14 protein-coding genes are annotated in these 12496 nt (G+C 74.7%); 10 read left to right on the forward strand and 4 right to left on the reverse strand.

Annotated features, from left to right (window positions below; genetic code table 11):
• Positions 1 to 54 precede the first annotated feature (54 nt).
• Entirely contained in the window at positions 55 to 1104 is a 1050-nt protein-coding gene (locus tag G9H71_RS23345) for a mechanosensitive ion channel family protein (RefSeq protein ID WP_331272708.1), read from the forward strand.
• Between the two features lie 28 nt (positions 1105 to 1132).
• The gene (locus tag G9H71_RS02970; protein ID WP_166277586.1) at positions 1133 to 1447 is read left to right on the forward strand and encodes a DUF2470 domain-containing protein; all 315 of its coding nucleotides are present in this window, start codon (positions 1133 to 1135) and stop codon (positions 1445 to 1447) included.
• 22 nt (positions 1448 to 1469) lie between these two features.
• Here G9H71_RS02970 and G9H71_RS02975 read toward each other — a convergent pair whose 3' ends face one another.
• Positions 1470 to 2009 (reverse strand): hypothetical protein, encoded by a 540-nt coding sequence (locus G9H71_RS02975; protein WP_166277589.1) that lies wholly within the window; start codon positions 2007 to 2009, stop codon positions 1470 to 1472.
• Positions 2009 to 3388 (reverse strand): hypothetical protein, encoded by a 1380-nt coding sequence (locus tag G9H71_RS02980; protein WP_166277592.1) that lies wholly within the window; start codon positions 3386 to 3388, stop codon positions 2009 to 2011. The genes G9H71_RS02975 and G9H71_RS02980 overlap by 1 nt, the downstream gene beginning before the upstream one ends.
• Before the next feature lie 193 nt (positions 3389 to 3581).
• Between G9H71_RS02980 and G9H71_RS02985 the strand changes: the two genes are divergently transcribed.
• From G9H71_RS02985 to G9H71_RS03015, 7 genes are all read left to right on the forward strand, one after another.
• Positions 3582 to 4271, forward strand: coding sequence for a biliverdin-producing heme oxygenase (locus G9H71_RS02985; RefSeq protein WP_166277595.1), 690 nt, complete (start codon positions 3582 to 3584; stop codon positions 4269 to 4271).
• Positions 4268 to 4948, forward strand: a complete 681-nt coding sequence (locus tag G9H71_RS02990) for a hypothetical protein (protein ID WP_166277598.1) — start codon at positions 4268 to 4270, stop codon at positions 4946 to 4948. Before G9H71_RS02985 ends, G9H71_RS02990 begins: the two co-directional genes overlap by 4 nt.
• Complete coding sequence (locus tag G9H71_RS02995) at positions 4941 to 5957, forward strand: heme/hemin ABC transporter substrate-binding protein (RefSeq protein WP_166277601.1); 1017 nt, start codon at positions 4941 to 4943, stop codon at positions 5955 to 5957. The genes G9H71_RS02990 and G9H71_RS02995 overlap by 8 nt, the downstream gene beginning before the upstream one ends.
• Positions 5957 to 7018 carry a FecCD family ABC transporter permease gene (locus G9H71_RS03000; protein WP_166278996.1) on the forward strand — a complete coding sequence of 354 codons (1062 nt, stop codon included), beginning with the start codon at positions 5957 to 5959 and terminating at the stop codon, positions 7016 to 7018. Before G9H71_RS02995 ends, G9H71_RS03000 begins: the two co-directional genes overlap by 1 nt.
• Positions 7015 to 7845: a heme ABC transporter ATP-binding protein gene (locus G9H71_RS03005; protein ID WP_166277604.1), complete on the forward strand. Its 831-nt coding sequence runs from the start codon at positions 7015 to 7017 to the stop codon at positions 7843 to 7845. The genes G9H71_RS03000 and G9H71_RS03005 overlap by 4 nt, the downstream gene beginning before the upstream one ends.
• Positions 7846 to 7905: 60 nt before the next feature.
• Positions 7906 to 8424, forward strand: coding sequence for a hypothetical protein (locus G9H71_RS03010; protein WP_166277607.1), 519 nt, complete (start codon positions 7906 to 7908; stop codon positions 8422 to 8424).
• A gap of 193 nt (positions 8425 to 8617) precedes the next feature.
• On the forward strand, positions 8618 to 9544 hold the full coding sequence (locus G9H71_RS03015; protein ID WP_166277610.1) for a HEAT repeat domain-containing protein: 927 nt from the start codon (positions 8618 to 8620) through the stop codon (positions 9542 to 9544).
• Positions 9545 to 9551: 7 nt separating this feature from the next.
• Here the strand turns inward: G9H71_RS03015 and G9H71_RS03020 are convergent, their stop codons facing one another.
• Positions 9552 to 10256 carry an SDR family oxidoreductase gene (locus tag G9H71_RS03020; protein WP_166277613.1) on the reverse strand — a complete coding sequence of 235 codons (705 nt, stop codon included), beginning with the start codon at positions 10254 to 10256 and terminating at the stop codon, positions 9552 to 9554.
• Positions 10257 to 10393: 137 nt separating this feature from the next.
• On the opposite strand from G9H71_RS03020, the gene G9H71_RS03025 reads away from it, so the two are divergent.
• Positions 10394 to 10759 (forward strand): MerR family transcriptional regulator, encoded by a 366-nt coding sequence (locus G9H71_RS03025; protein ID WP_166277616.1) that lies wholly within the window; start codon positions 10394 to 10396, stop codon positions 10757 to 10759.
• A 36-nt stretch (positions 10760 to 10795) separates the two neighbouring features.
• Here G9H71_RS03025 and G9H71_RS03030 read toward each other — a convergent pair whose 3' ends face one another.
• Positions 10796 to 12493 (reverse strand): long-chain-fatty-acid--CoA ligase, encoded by a 1698-nt coding sequence (locus G9H71_RS03030; RefSeq protein ID WP_166277621.1) that lies wholly within the window; start codon positions 12491 to 12493, stop codon positions 10796 to 10798.
• Between the last annotated feature and the right edge of the window lie 3 nt (positions 12494 to 12496).

The raw sequence follows: 12496 nt of genomic DNA on the forward strand, positions 1-12496 counted from the left end.
CGAAGATCGGCGGGTACGGTCGGGAGGACCCCGATCGGACTGCCGAGGAGGACTGTGCTTCCGCTCGTCACCACGCCCGCCCCGACCCCGTCGCCCTCGTCGACTCCGACGCAGGACATCGCGGAGACCTTGCAGCGCTGCGAGGAAGGCACGGTGTGCGACAAGGTCCGGGACTGGACCGGCGAGCGGTGGCTCGGCCTGTTCGCCGACTGGCTGCTCGCGAAGCCGCTGGCGATCGCGACCATCGTGGTCGTCGCGATCCTGATCCGGATCGTGCTGCACCGGCTCATCACGAAGCTGGCGAACCAGGCCGCCGAGGGCACCGTGCCCGGCGTCATCGCCCGCGCCCGCAAGGCCTCGCCGTTCTTCGAGGGCAACCCGCTGCTGTCCGAGCGGCGCAAGCAGCGCGCTCAGACGATGGGCTCGGTGCTGCGCAGCGTCACCACCGGCCTCGTCGCCGGCGTGGCGTTCCTCATGATCCTGTCCGAGATCGGGCTCAACATCGCGCCGCTCCTCGCCAGCGCGGGAATCGTCGGCGTGGCGCTGGGCTTCGGTGCGCAGACGCTCGTCAAGGACTTCCTGTCCGGCATCTTCCTCATCCTCGAGGACCAGTACGGCGTCGGCGACGTCGTCGACCTCGGCTCGGCCAACGGCGTCGTGGAGGCCGTCGGCCTGCGCGTGACCCGCGTGCGCGACGTCAACGGCGCGGTCTGGTACGTCCGCAACGGCGAGATCCTGCGCGTCGGCAACATGAGCCAGGGCTGGGCCCGGGCGGTGCTGGACGTGCCGGTCGCCTACGACAGCGACATCGAGCGGGTGAAGACGCTGCTGGGCGAGGTGGCCTTCGGGCTGCGCACGGACCCCGCCTTCGAGGACCTCGTCATGGAGGACCCCGAGGTGTGGGGCGTCGAGCAGCTGACCGCGGACGCGCTCGTCGTGCGCGTGGTCATCAAGACCCAGCCGCTCAAGCAGTGGGACGTCGCGCGCGAGCTGCGCCAGCGCATCAAGGCGGCGTTCGACAGCGAGGGCATCCTGCCTCCCGCGGCCCGCCAGATGTGGGTCGGCGCCGCCCCCGCAGGGCAGCCGCCGCAGGAGGTCAAGTGACGCGCGCGGGTCGGCTAACGTACGACACATGAGCCAGGCTTCACCGAACCCGTTCTCCCACGACGTCGTCGCTGCGGTCACGCGTCACATGAACGAGGACCACACCGAGGACTCGTTGCTCATCGTCCGCCACCTCGGCGGGCAGCCCGACGCCAGCGCCGCGACGATGACGGGGCTCGACGCCGACCAGGCGGTCTTCACCGCGCGCGTCGGCGGCCAGGAGGTCGGGGTGGCGATCCCGTGGAGCCGGCAGCTGACCGAGCGCCGCCAGGTCCGCGAGGAGGTCGTGCGGATGTACGAGCAGGCGTGCGCCGCCGCGGGCATCGAGCCCCGCCCGCACTGATCCTGCACGCGGCCGTGCGCGGCTACTTCTTCGCGAACGCCACCCGGACCCGCACGTCCTGCGACCGGTCGGCGCTTCGCGTGTGGTCCGCGCGCGTGACGACGGCGCACGTGCGCTTGCGGCAGTCGATGCTGCCGTCCACCGCCTTGAGGCGCAGCCGCACCCGGAACGTGCCGCCCTTGCTGTAGGGCTTGGCGATGCCCTTGCCGTAGGCGGGCGGGTTGGACGAGACCCAGACCGAGCTGCCGCTCTTGCCCGACATGTCGACGCCCCCGATGCACGGGCTCGGGGCCTTGCGCGGGCCGTTGTCGACGCAGAGCGCGACGTAGACCCCCTTCTTCACGTCGTAGCCACGGCCGGAGACGGTGACGGTCTCGCCGGCGGGCTTGAGGTTGCGCGTCTTGGACACCGTGAGCCGGGGCGCGGCGTCGGCAGGGGACGGGTACGCGGTGACGAGCCCCGCCGCGAGGACGGCGAGGGCGGCGCCGACGGAGGCCGCCGCCCGGCCGCGGGCGGCACCGGGGCCGCTACGACTCCTGCCGAGGCGACGATCTCCCGCCATCAGCCGGCGTCCCCCGCGCGGCCCAGCCGGTGCCGCCCACCGGCCGGCCGCCGCAGCGCGACCAGGACGAGCGCCGCGCCGGCCGCGAGCAGCGCGACGGCGAAGCCCGCGATAGTGCCGGAGTCCCCGGCACCGGTGGCGGCGAGGACGTCGTCACCACCCGCGGCCGCGCCGCTCTGGGCCGCCTCGTCGCTCGTCGGCGTCGGGCTCTCGTCCGGGGCCGCGGACTCCTCGACGCCGGCGCCGGCGAACGTCACCGGGATGCGGACGTCCTGCGACCGGTCGGCGGTGGCGGTGTGGTCGGCGCGCGTCACGATCGCGCACTTCACCGCTGTGCAGTCGAGCGTGCCGTCGGTCGCCTTCACGGCGAGCTCGACCGAGAAGCTGCCGCCGGGGCCGTACGGCGTGACGAGGTCCTCGGCGTAGTCCGGCGGGTTGGACGAGACCCAGATCGTGCCCTGCCCGCTGCCGGCCGTGTCGGCGCCGCCGATGCACGGCGTCGGCTGCTTGCCGTTGCCGTTGTCCTGGCAGAGCGAGACGTAGATGCCCTTCGTCTCGTCGTAGCCCGAGCCGGTGACGGTCACCGTCTCACCAGCGGCCTTCAGGCCGGCCGCCTTGGAGGCGGTGAGCTTCTTCGAGCCGACGGTCACCGTGACGCCCGCGGGCGTGGAGGGAGCGGTGGTGGGCGTCGGGGTCGGGGACTGCGCGACCGCGCTGCTGCTCGGGGTGGGCGTGGGGGTCGGCGTCGGAGTGGGGGTGGCGCTGGCCGTCGCCGTGGCCGTCGGCGTTGCGGACGCGGTCGGGGTGGGCGTCGGGGTCGGGGTCGCGGTCTCCGACGGCGTGGGCGATGGGGTGGGGGTCGGCGTCGGGGTGGGGGTGGGTGTCGGCGCCGTGAACGTGACGTTGATGCGCTTGTCGAAGCTGCGGTTCTCGAGGTCGCCGTGAGCGGAGAACGTGTAGACGGCGCACTGGGTCTGCAGGCAGTCGGTCGCGTTCGCGCCGGAGCCGAAGACCGCCTTGAGGCTCAGTGTGGTGGTGAAGGCGCCGTTGCCGTCGATGAAGGCGCTCGCGCCGCGCGTGCCGGCGGGAGCGACCCACTTCTGCGCCGAGAACACCCCGGTGGCGCGCCAGAACTCGCCGGTGAGGTCCGCCCGGGCGAAACCGAGGTAGATCCCCGTACCGGTGGTCGGGAGGCCCTCGCCGTGCACGGTGACCGTGGCGCCGTCAGGGCTGAGCCCCGTGCTCGGGGTCACGTCGATGGAGAAGGCGGCGCTCGCCGGAGCGGCGCTCAGCACGACGGCGGCCGGCACCACCCCGACCGGCAGCGCGAGCGCCAGCGTGGCGACGGCGAGGTTGCGTACCCGGGGAAAACGGCTCATCCACGTCTCTTCCTGCGAAAGCGGCGCACGACGCCGCGACACCCTCGGCGGCGTCAGTCGGCAAGTTAGGGCAGCCAAACCTTCCCGGCAAGTACCGGGCCGTGGTTAGGCTGCTGCCACCACCCGACGCGGTGCTGCGCTGAGCTGTCCGGGCTCGGCCGGGGCCGCCTGCGACGAGCACGACGAGGACCCCATGACGGCCACCCGCCCCGAAGCTGCGTCGGCGGCTGCGCCCGACACCCCCTTCTCCACCCGGCTGCGTGAGCGCACCCGGCAGGGCCACGCCGGTGCCGAGCACTCGGGCTACATGAGCGCACTGACCTCGGGGGAGCTTCCGTTGGAGGGCTACGCCGCCCTCGCCGCCCAGCAGCACGCGGTCTACGCGGTGCTCGAGGAGGCGGGCGACGCGATGCGGGCCGACCCCGTCGCCGGGCTGTTCGTCGCCGATGAGCTGCGCCGGCTGGGCGCGCTCGAGGCCGACCTGGCGTTCCTGCTCGGCCCGGGCTGGCGGGCCCTCTCGGCGCCGACCGCAGCGACCCGCGCCTACTGCGCCCGGCTGCGCGAGGTCTGCTTCGACTGGCCCGCGGGCTTCGTCGCCCACCACTACACCCGCTACCTCGGGGACCTGTCCGGCGGGCAGATTCTCGGCACGCTCGTCGCCCGCACCTACGGCCTGGACGAGGACGGCGTCCGGTTCTACCGCTTCGAGCAGATCCCCAAGCCGAAGTCGTTCAAGGACCGCTACCGCGCCCTGCTCGACGCCGCCCCGTGGGACGGGCAGGAGCAGGAGCGCGTGATCGAGGAGGTCCTCGTCGCGTACGACCACAACACCCGGATGCTCGCCTCCCTGGACGACGTCGCCCGGGCGCTCCTGCGCCGATGACCGCGTCGCGCCGGGCCGCCGTGCTGGCGCTGGCGGGCGCCTGGCTCGCCGTCGCCGCTCCCGCGACAGCTGCCACCCCCGTCACGCAGCGCGGCGAGGAGGGGCAGACGTTGACCGTCTCGCAGGCCGACGGGCTCGACCCGGCCGGCCAGCAGGTGACCGTGACGGGCAACGGCTACGACGAGGAGAAGGGGGTCTACGTCGCCTTCTGCGTCGTGCCCGAGCCGGGGCTCCCGCCGTCGCCCTGCGGCGGAGGCGTCGACACCACGGGCGCCAGCGGGGCGTCGCAGTGGGTGTCGTCGGACCCCCCGGACTACGGCAAGACGCTGGCCAGGCCCTTCTCCCCCGGCGGCGCGTTCTCGGTGACGCTGACCGTGAGCAGGCAGATCAGCGAGGACGTCGACTGCACGGTCACGCGCTGCGCGGTCGTGACCCGGGCGGACCACACCCGCAGCAGCGACCGGACCCAGGACGTCGTGGTGCCCGTCAGCTTCACCGGCAGCAGCGCCGCCCCGCCGGCCCCGACCGGCACGCCCGCTGCGGCCGAGGACGAGCCGTCCTCCGGCCCGGGCGTGAGCGTTGGGCTCGCCGCCGGCGGCGGGGTAGCCGCGGCGGCCGCAGTCGGTGCTGTGCTCGTCATGTCCCGCCGCGCCCGACGGGACGCCTCCGATGCGTGAACCTCGCTTCCCCGCTGCCAGCTTCGCCCTTCTGCTCGCGTTCGGGCTGCTGGCCGGCTGCGGCGGAGGCTCGACCGGTGCGACCCCGCGCGAGGCAACGGAGTCGAGCGCCGCGGGCACGGTTCGGGGCGTCGACAGCCGGACGCTGCACCCGCTCGGCACCGTCCCCACCCCGGAGCTGCCGGTCACCGTCGACTCCGCCGACGGCCGGAAGGTCACGGTGGAGGACGCGAGCCGCATCATCCCGCTCACCGGCTCCATCGCCGAGATCGTCTTCTCCCTCGGCCTCGGCGACAACGTCGTGGGGCGCGACGTGGCCACGACGTTCCACGAGGCCGAAGGCCTTCCCGTGGTGACCCACGCCCATGACGTGTCCGCGGAGGGCGTGCTGGCGCTCCGGCCGACGGTGGTGCTGGCGGACACCGACACCGGGCCGAAGGAGTCGCTCGAGCAGCTGCGCAAGGCAGGCGTGCCCATCGTCGTCCTCGACACGGCGACGAGCCTCGAGGACGTCCTCCCGCGCATCACGACGATCGCGAGCGCGCTGGGCGTCGCCAGGGCCGGGAAGCAGCTGGCCGAGCGGACGACCGCCGAGATCCGCGCCGCCCAGGCTCAGGTCCCGTCCGGTGGCACCAAGCCCCGGGTCGCCTTCCTCTACCTGCGCGGCACGGCCGGGGTCTACCTGCTCGGCGGCAAGGGCTCGGGAGCAGACTCCCTCATCGCAGCCGCGGGCGCGCAGGACGCCGGAACGGCCCTGGGGCTCGACGCCTTCACGCCGATCACGACCGAGGCCCTCGTCGCGGCGCGGCCCGACGTCATCCTCGTGATGAGCAAGGGGCTGGAGTCGGTCGGCGGCGTCGACGGCATGGTCAAGATCGCCGGCATCGCCCAGACCCCCGCCGGCCGCGACCGCCGCATCGTCTCGGTCGAGGACGGGGTTCTGCTCAACTTCGGCCCGCGCACGGCGCAGGTGCTCGCCGACCTGGTCGGCCGGCTGCACGGCTCGTGATGCGGCCGCTCGCTCCCGCCACCGCACGCGGCCGCACGCGCGGGCCCGTGCTGCTCGCCGGCCTCGCGCTCGCCCTCGTCGCGGTGGTCCTGCTGGCCTGCGCGACCGGGGCGTACTCCGTTCCTCCCCTGCAGGTCCTCTCCTCGGTCCTGCACCGGGTGGGCGTCGACGTCGGGACGATGCCCGACCCGACCGGTGAAACTGTCTTGTGGGAAATCCGCTTCCCCCGTGTCGTCCTCGGTGCGCTGGTGGGGGCGTCGCTCGCGTGCGCCGGGGCCTTGATGCAGGGCGTCTTCGGCAACCCGCTCGCAGAGCCAGGGGTCATCGGCGTCTCGTCGGGCGCGGCGCTCGGCGCGGTCGCGGCCATCGCGCTGGGCGTCTCGGGGTTCGGCGGCTGGACGGTCACGGGAGCCGCGTTCCTCGGCGGGCTCGTGACGACGCTGGGGGTCTACGCGTTCTCCCGGTCCTCGGGCCGGGCCGAGGTCGTGACCCTGGTGCTGACCGGCATCGCCGTCAACGCCGTGACGGGCGCAGCCATCGGGCTGCTGACGTTCTTCGCCGACGACGCGGAACTGCGCAGCATCACCTTCTGGAACCTCGGCAGCATCGGCTCGGCGACGTGGCCGGCGGTGTGGGCGGTCGCGCCGGTCGCGGCGCTGGGGCTCCTCGCCGCTCCGCGCTTCGCCCGGCGGCTCGACCTGCTCGCGCTCGGCGACCACCCGGCGCGCCACCTCGGGGTGGACGTCGAGCGGCTGCGCCTGGTGCTGATCGTCGTCGTGGCCCTGCTCACCTCCGCCGCGGTCGCCGTCGCGGGCATCATCAGCTTCGTCGGGCTCGTCGTGCCCCACGCCGTCCGGATGGTCGCCGGGCCGGGCCACCGGCTGCTGGTGCCCGCGAGCGCGCTCGCCGGCGCGGCCGTCCTCATCGCCGGGGACCTCGCCGCGCGGACGATCGCCGCGCCGGCCGAGGTGCCGCTCGGCTCGCTCACCGCCCTCGTCGGCGGCCCCTTCTTCTTCTGGCTCCTGCACCGCACGCGCGCGCGGCAGGGAGGCTGGGCGTGAGGGGGCTGCTCGGGCGGCTCTCGCCCCAGCCCGACGAGCCGCAGCGCCCGGCGGCCGGGCAGGTGGCAGCCGCAGCACGCGGGGTCGGCGTGCGCCTCGGCGCGCGCGCCGTCCTCGCGGACGTGACGCTGGACGTACGCAGCGGCGAGGTGCTCGCCCTCGTCGGCCCCAACGGCGCGGGCAAGTCCACGCTGCTGGGCGTGCTGTCCGGGGACCGGGAGCCCGACGTCGGGGACGTCGAGCTGCTCGGACGGCCCGTGGCCGACTGGTCGGTAGCGCAGCTGAGCCGCCGGCGCGCAGTCCTGCCGCAGCAGGTCGCCCTCGCGTTCCCCTTCACCGTCTCCGAGGTGGTCCGGATGGGCCGCCGGCCGTGGGCCGGCACGGACGCCGAGGACGACGACGAGCGCGTGCTGGCCGAGGCGATGGCGCAGACCGACGTGGAGCAGCTGGCCGGGCGCGGCTTCCTGTCGTTGTCCGGCGGCGAGCGCGGGCGGGTGGCGCTTGCTCGCGTCCTCGCCCAGCAGACCCCGCTCCTGCTGCTGGACGAGCCCACGGCGGCGCTCGACCTGCACCACGTCGAGCTCGTGCTGCAGGTCGCCCGCGAGCGCGCGAGCCGGGGCGACGCGGTCGTCATCGTGCTCCACGACCTCGTGACCGCCGCAGCGCACGCCGACCGGGTGGCGGTGCTGGCCGACGGGCGGGTCGCCGCCTGCGGGCCACCGGCGCAGGTGTTCACGGCCGAGCTGCTCACCCGGGTCTACTCCCACCCCGTCGAGGTCCTCCCCCATCCCCGCACGGGCGCGCCGCTGGTGCTGCCGGTGCGCTGAGGCTGTCGGCGACGCCCATTCGTCTGTCATCGTTGGCGGGCCGCCGACGAAGGGACCGCCGTGGCCAGGGAACTGCTCGCCCGCCGCACAGTGCTCGGCGCCCTCGTCCTCGGAGCGGTCGGGCAGCCCGGTGGCGCGCTGGCCGCCGGCCGGCCGACGCTGCCCGCCCGCGAGGTCCTCCGTGGCACCGACTGGGCGAACCGCACGTACTCCAGCAGCGACTTCGGCCCAGTACGCATGCAGCGCGGGCGGGCGGCGCTGGACGACGTCACCGACGTGCATCTGCGGCCGGTGCGCTACGGATCGGTGGCGGGCACGCCGTCCGCGCTGGTGCCCTACCTCGTGATCGACGTCCCGTCGTTGCAGGGCGCCGACGACAAGCCCATCTACCTCGGCCTGCACCTGTTCCAGGCCGTCGGCGGCAAGGTGGTGCAGGTGGCGGCGGGCGAGGTGCACCCCGTGCCGCTGAAGGGGTGGCAGCTCGCCTTCCGCGGTGGCCGGGCCTATTGCCGCCCCGGGCCGGGCCGCCCGGTCCGCGAGCTCCTCGTGGCGAGGCGCCGCATCCGGCTGGCCCGGTGACTCCCGCGTAGGCACGGTCGACGCGGTGCGTCCCTCACCCGCGCGACGGCGATGAAGGCCGGGCTTCGTGCCCTCTCGTCAATCCACGAATCCCAGATCACGAACCACACCGCGCTGGTGAGCGGGCTGTCACTGCCGCCGTGGAAGGGCTGCGGCGACGTGACACGCGACCGCCAGTGGGCAGGATGCGCACATGCCGTCGAACCTGCAGGAGGAAGCCCGCCGCCTCGGGAGCTCCCTGGAGGGCTCTCCGCAGATGGTGCCCACGGCAGTGCCGAGGCTCGCGCAGATCCTCCAGCTGGCCGCGGCGGACGAGATGGTCGTCGAGGAGGCGGTCGACGCGTTGGGCAAGGCGTGGGACGCCTCGGCCGCGCAGGCGCTGCTCGACGCCGTACGCCTCGACCACCCGAGCGCGGCGGTGCGGCTGGCGCTGGCCCGGGCGCTCCCCGGCGGCGTCGTGACCGCCGGGCCGCTGCGCGACCGCGTCGTCGCCGCGCTCACGCAGCTCAGCACCGACGAGCACGCCCGGGTACGCGACTGGGCCGCCTTCGGGCTCGGCCAGGTCGAGGCCGACTCCCCGGCGGCCCGCGACGCGCTCGCCGCCCGGCTGCACGACCCGGACCCGCAGGCACGCTGCGAGGCCCTGCTCGCCCTGGCCCGGACCGGGGACCACCGGGCCGTCGACGCCCTGCTCCAGCGCCTCGACGGCGCCGACGACGACCTTTGGCGCCAGGAGCTCGAGGCCGCCGCGGTCCTGGCCGACCCGGCGCTGCACGAGGCGCTGGAGCGGCTGGGACAGGAGTGGGCGGGCGACCAGGACGAGTTCACGGACGTGCTCGCCCTGGCCCGCGCCCGGTGCCGCCCCGACGCGGCGGGGCAGGCCGCCGCCGCCGAGGCCCGCACGCTGCGCGCGGTCCGCGCCGCCCTTCCGGCCGGCGTCACGGCCCAGCTGCGGCACGCCTACCCGCGCACGGTCGTCGCCATCGCGCACGCGAGCCTCGGCGAGATCGAGCTCGCGCTCTGGGGAGAGCTGGAGAACCCGTGGGCCTACGACGCCACAGCCGTCCTCAACGCCGTGGCAGGCACGTTCGGCGGGCTGCCGGCCGACCGCCGCCGCTGACCGGCCCTCAGCCCGCCAGCCGGCCGTAGAACGCCGCGGGGTCCCCGGCGAGGCTGGCCTTGACGCCGCGGCTCCAGTCGTCGACGAGGACCTCCCATTGCCCGGCCTGCACGCCGTCGAGCACGGCGCGAGCGACGTCGGCCGGGTCGATCTTGTCCAGGTCGTAGCCCCGCATCATGTCGGTGTCGGCGGCGCCGAGGTGCACGCCGGTGACGAGCGTCCCCTGCCCTGCGAGCTCGAGCCGGACCCCGTTGGTCAGGCTCCAGGCCGCCGCCTTGGCCGCCGCGTACGCGGTGGCGCCGTCGGCGGAGAACCACGACAGCGCCGACAGCACGTTGACCACCGCGCCGCCGCCGTTGGCCGCGAGGACGGGCGCGAACGCGCGCACCATCGACAGCGGGCCGAAGAAGTTGGTCTCGAGCTCGAGCCGGACCCGGTCCAGGTCGCCGGTGACGAGGTTCGTGCCGGTCGAGATGCCGGCGTTGTTGACCAGCAGGTCCACGTCGGGCGCGGCCGCGGCCGCAGCGGCCACGGAGGCAGGGTCCGTGACGTCGAGTGCGAGCACCTCGACCCCGGGGACGTCGACCGCGCGCGGGTCGCGCGCCGTCGCGTACACCTTTGCCGCGCCGCGCTCGAGCAGCTCGAGCACGAAGTGCCGGCCGATGCCGCGGTTCGCGCCGGTGACGAGTGCCGTGGCTCCGGAGATGTCCATGAGTTCGCCGTCCTTGTCGTACGCCGGGCCTGGCGCCCGGGCGATGCGCGGCTACGCTAAGACTTGACGTTGGCGTCAAGGGCAAGTCCGCGGACGCATCGAACGGGTGACGTGACGAGCGAGCGGGAGGGCGGGCAATGCGGATCGGCGAGGTCGCCACGGCTGCGGGCGTGAGCACGCGGGCGCTGCGCTACTACGAGGAGCAGGGGCTGCTGACCTCCGTCCGCAGTGCGAGCGGGCAGCGCCACTACGGCGAGGACGCGGTCGAGCGGGTGCGCTGGGTCCAGGCGCTCTATGCCGCGGGCCTGAGCAGCAGGGCGATCCTCGGGCTGCTGCCGTGCGTGCACACCGGGGTCGCGACCCCGGAGATGATCGAGCAGCTCATCGCCGAGCGCGAGCGCATCGACGCGCAGGTCCGCGAGCTGACCGCGACCCGCGACCGGCTCGACGCCGTCATCGCCGCCGCGCGCGGCCGGAGCCGCGAGTGCTCCTACGCCTCCTGACGGGCCGGGCCTGCCGTCCGGAACGGTGCCGGCGGGTCAGCCCTCGCGGGTGAGCCGCTCGCGCACCTGCCGGCGCAGCACCTTGCCCACCTGGCTGCGCGGCAGGTCCGCCACGGCCACGATCCGGCGCGGCGTCTTGTAGCCCGCCAGCCGCTCCCGGCACCAGGAGCGCAGCGCGTCGAGGTCGAGCTCGTGGCCCTCGGCCGGCTGCACGGCGGCAGCGACGAGCTCATTGCCGGACGCGTCGCGCAGGCCGACCACGGCCGCGTCGTGCACCCCCTCGTGCCGGCGCAGCACGTCCTCGACCTCCGACGGGTAGACGTTGAACCCGCCCGTGATGATGAGCTCCTTGATCCGGTCGACGATGCGCACGAAGCCGTCTTCGTCCATCACGGCGATGTCACCGGTGCGGATCCAGCCTCCGGGCAGCAGGGCCTGCGCGGTCTCCGCCGGCCGCTGCCAGTAGCCGGCGAACACCTGCGGCCCCTGCACCAGCAGCTCCCCCGCCTCGCCGCGCGGGCGCTCGACCGACGGGTCCTCGGGGTCGACGATCCGCACCCGGGTCGACGGGAAGGGCACGCCCACCGTGCCCGGGCGGCGCTGCGCCGAGATGGGGTTGCCGATCGTGATGGGCGACGTCTCGGTCATCCCGTAGCCCTCGACGAGCAGGCCGCCGGTCAGCTTCTCCCAGCGCTCGACGGTCGCTGGTGGCAGCGACATCGCCCCCGAGATGGCGAACCGGATCGAGGAGAGGTCCGCGCCGCGTTCCTCCACCGCGTCCGCGAGCCGGTCGTAGATCCCGGGAACCCCGGGCAGGAACGTCGGCGGACGGCGCTTGGCGGCGGCGAGGAACGTGTCGACGTCGAACCGCGGCAGCAGCACCACGCACGCGGCCAGCCGGACGGCGGCGGTCAGGCAGAGGGTGAGCCCGTACGCGTGGAAGATCGGCAGCACGCCGAAGAACGTCTCCTGCCCGACCCGCAGGCCCGGGACCCACGCGGCCGACTGCTCGGCGTTCGCAGCGAGGTTGCGATGGGTCAGGACCGCGCCTCTGGGCGTGCCCGTCGTGCCGCCCGTGTACTGCAGCAACGCGGGGTCGTCGGCGGCCGGCAGCGGCGTCGCGGGGTCGAGCTCGGCGGCCGCGGCGACCAGCCGCTCCCAGCTGCGCGACCCGGCGGGGACGGGGGCGCGCAGCTGCTCCCTCGTGCGCCGGGCCTTTGCGACCGGGAGCCGCAGCGCGAGCCGCTTGCCCAGCGGCAGGGCGGCCGACAGGTCGACGGTGAGCACCGTCTCGACCGCGGTCCGGGCGCGCACCGAGTCCACGGCCGCCGCCGTCTTCTCCCAGACCACCGCGACCCGGGCACCGGAGTCGGCGAGCTGGGCCGCGAGCTCGTCAGCGGTGTAGAGCGGGTTGTGCTCCACGACGACCCCGCCGAGCCGGAGCACCGCGTAGAACGCGACGACGTGCTGCGGGCAGTTCGGCAGCACGATCGCGACCCGGTCGCCGGGGCGTACGCCGAGCCGGCGCAGCGCCTCGGCGGCCCGCGCGACCTGCCGGGCGAGCTGCGCGTACGTCGTCGTGGACCCCATGAAGTCCAGCGCCGTCGAGGGCCCGTGCTCGGCGACGGCCCGGTCGAGCAGCGCCGTGAGCGGCCGGTCGGGGACGTCGACGTCGGCCGGCACGCCGGGGGCGTACGAAGCGAGCCACGGGCGGTCGATCAAGGGGTCGGCCATCGG

The sequence above is a fragment of the Motilibacter deserti genome, assembly GCF_011250635.1.
GTDB lineage: Bacteria > Actinomycetota > Actinomycetes > Motilibacterales > Motilibacteraceae > Motilibacter_A > Motilibacter_A deserti.

What these genes read in the sequence shown, in the direction of transcription:
- G9H71_RS02970 (WP_166277586.1), top strand. Translation starts at nt 1,133, where the DNA reads ATGAGCCAGGCTTCACCGAACCCGTTCTCCCACGACGTCGTCGCTGCG.
- G9H71_RS03020 (WP_166277613.1), bottom strand. Translation starts at nt 10,256, where the DNA reads ATGGACATCTCCGGAGCCACGGCACTCGTCACCGGCGCGAACCGCGGC.
- G9H71_RS03025 (WP_166277616.1), top strand. Translation starts at nt 10,394, where the DNA reads ATGCGGATCGGCGAGGTCGCCACGGCTGCGGGCGTGAGCACGCGGGCG.
- G9H71_RS02980 (WP_166277592.1), bottom strand. Translation starts at nt 3,388, where the DNA reads ATGAGCCGTTTTCCCCGGGTACGCAACCTCGCCGTCGCCACGCTGGCG.
- G9H71_RS03030 (WP_166277621.1), bottom strand. Translation starts at nt 12,493, where the DNA reads ATGGCCGACCCCTTGATCGACCGCCCGTGGCTCGCTTCGTACGCCCCC.
- G9H71_RS02985 (WP_166277595.1), top strand. Translation starts at nt 3,582, where the DNA reads ATGACGGCCACCCGCCCCGAAGCTGCGTCGGCGGCTGCGCCCGACACC.
- G9H71_RS02975 (WP_166277589.1), bottom strand. Translation starts at nt 2,009, where the DNA reads ATGGCGGGAGATCGTCGCCTCGGCAGGAGTCGTAGCGGCCCCGGTGCC.
- G9H71_RS03015 (WP_166277610.1), top strand. Translation starts at nt 8,618, where the DNA reads ATGCCGTCGAACCTGCAGGAGGAAGCCCGCCGCCTCGGGAGCTCCCTG.
- G9H71_RS02990 (WP_166277598.1), top strand. Translation starts at nt 4,268, where the DNA reads ATGACCGCGTCGCGCCGGGCCGCCGTGCTGGCGCTGGCGGGCGCCTGG.
- G9H71_RS03000 (WP_166278996.1), top strand. Translation starts at nt 5,957, where the DNA reads ATGCGGCCGCTCGCTCCCGCCACCGCACGCGGCCGCACGCGCGGGCCC.
- G9H71_RS02995 (WP_166277601.1), top strand. Translation starts at nt 4,941, where the DNA reads ATGCGTGAACCTCGCTTCCCCGCTGCCAGCTTCGCCCTTCTGCTCGCG.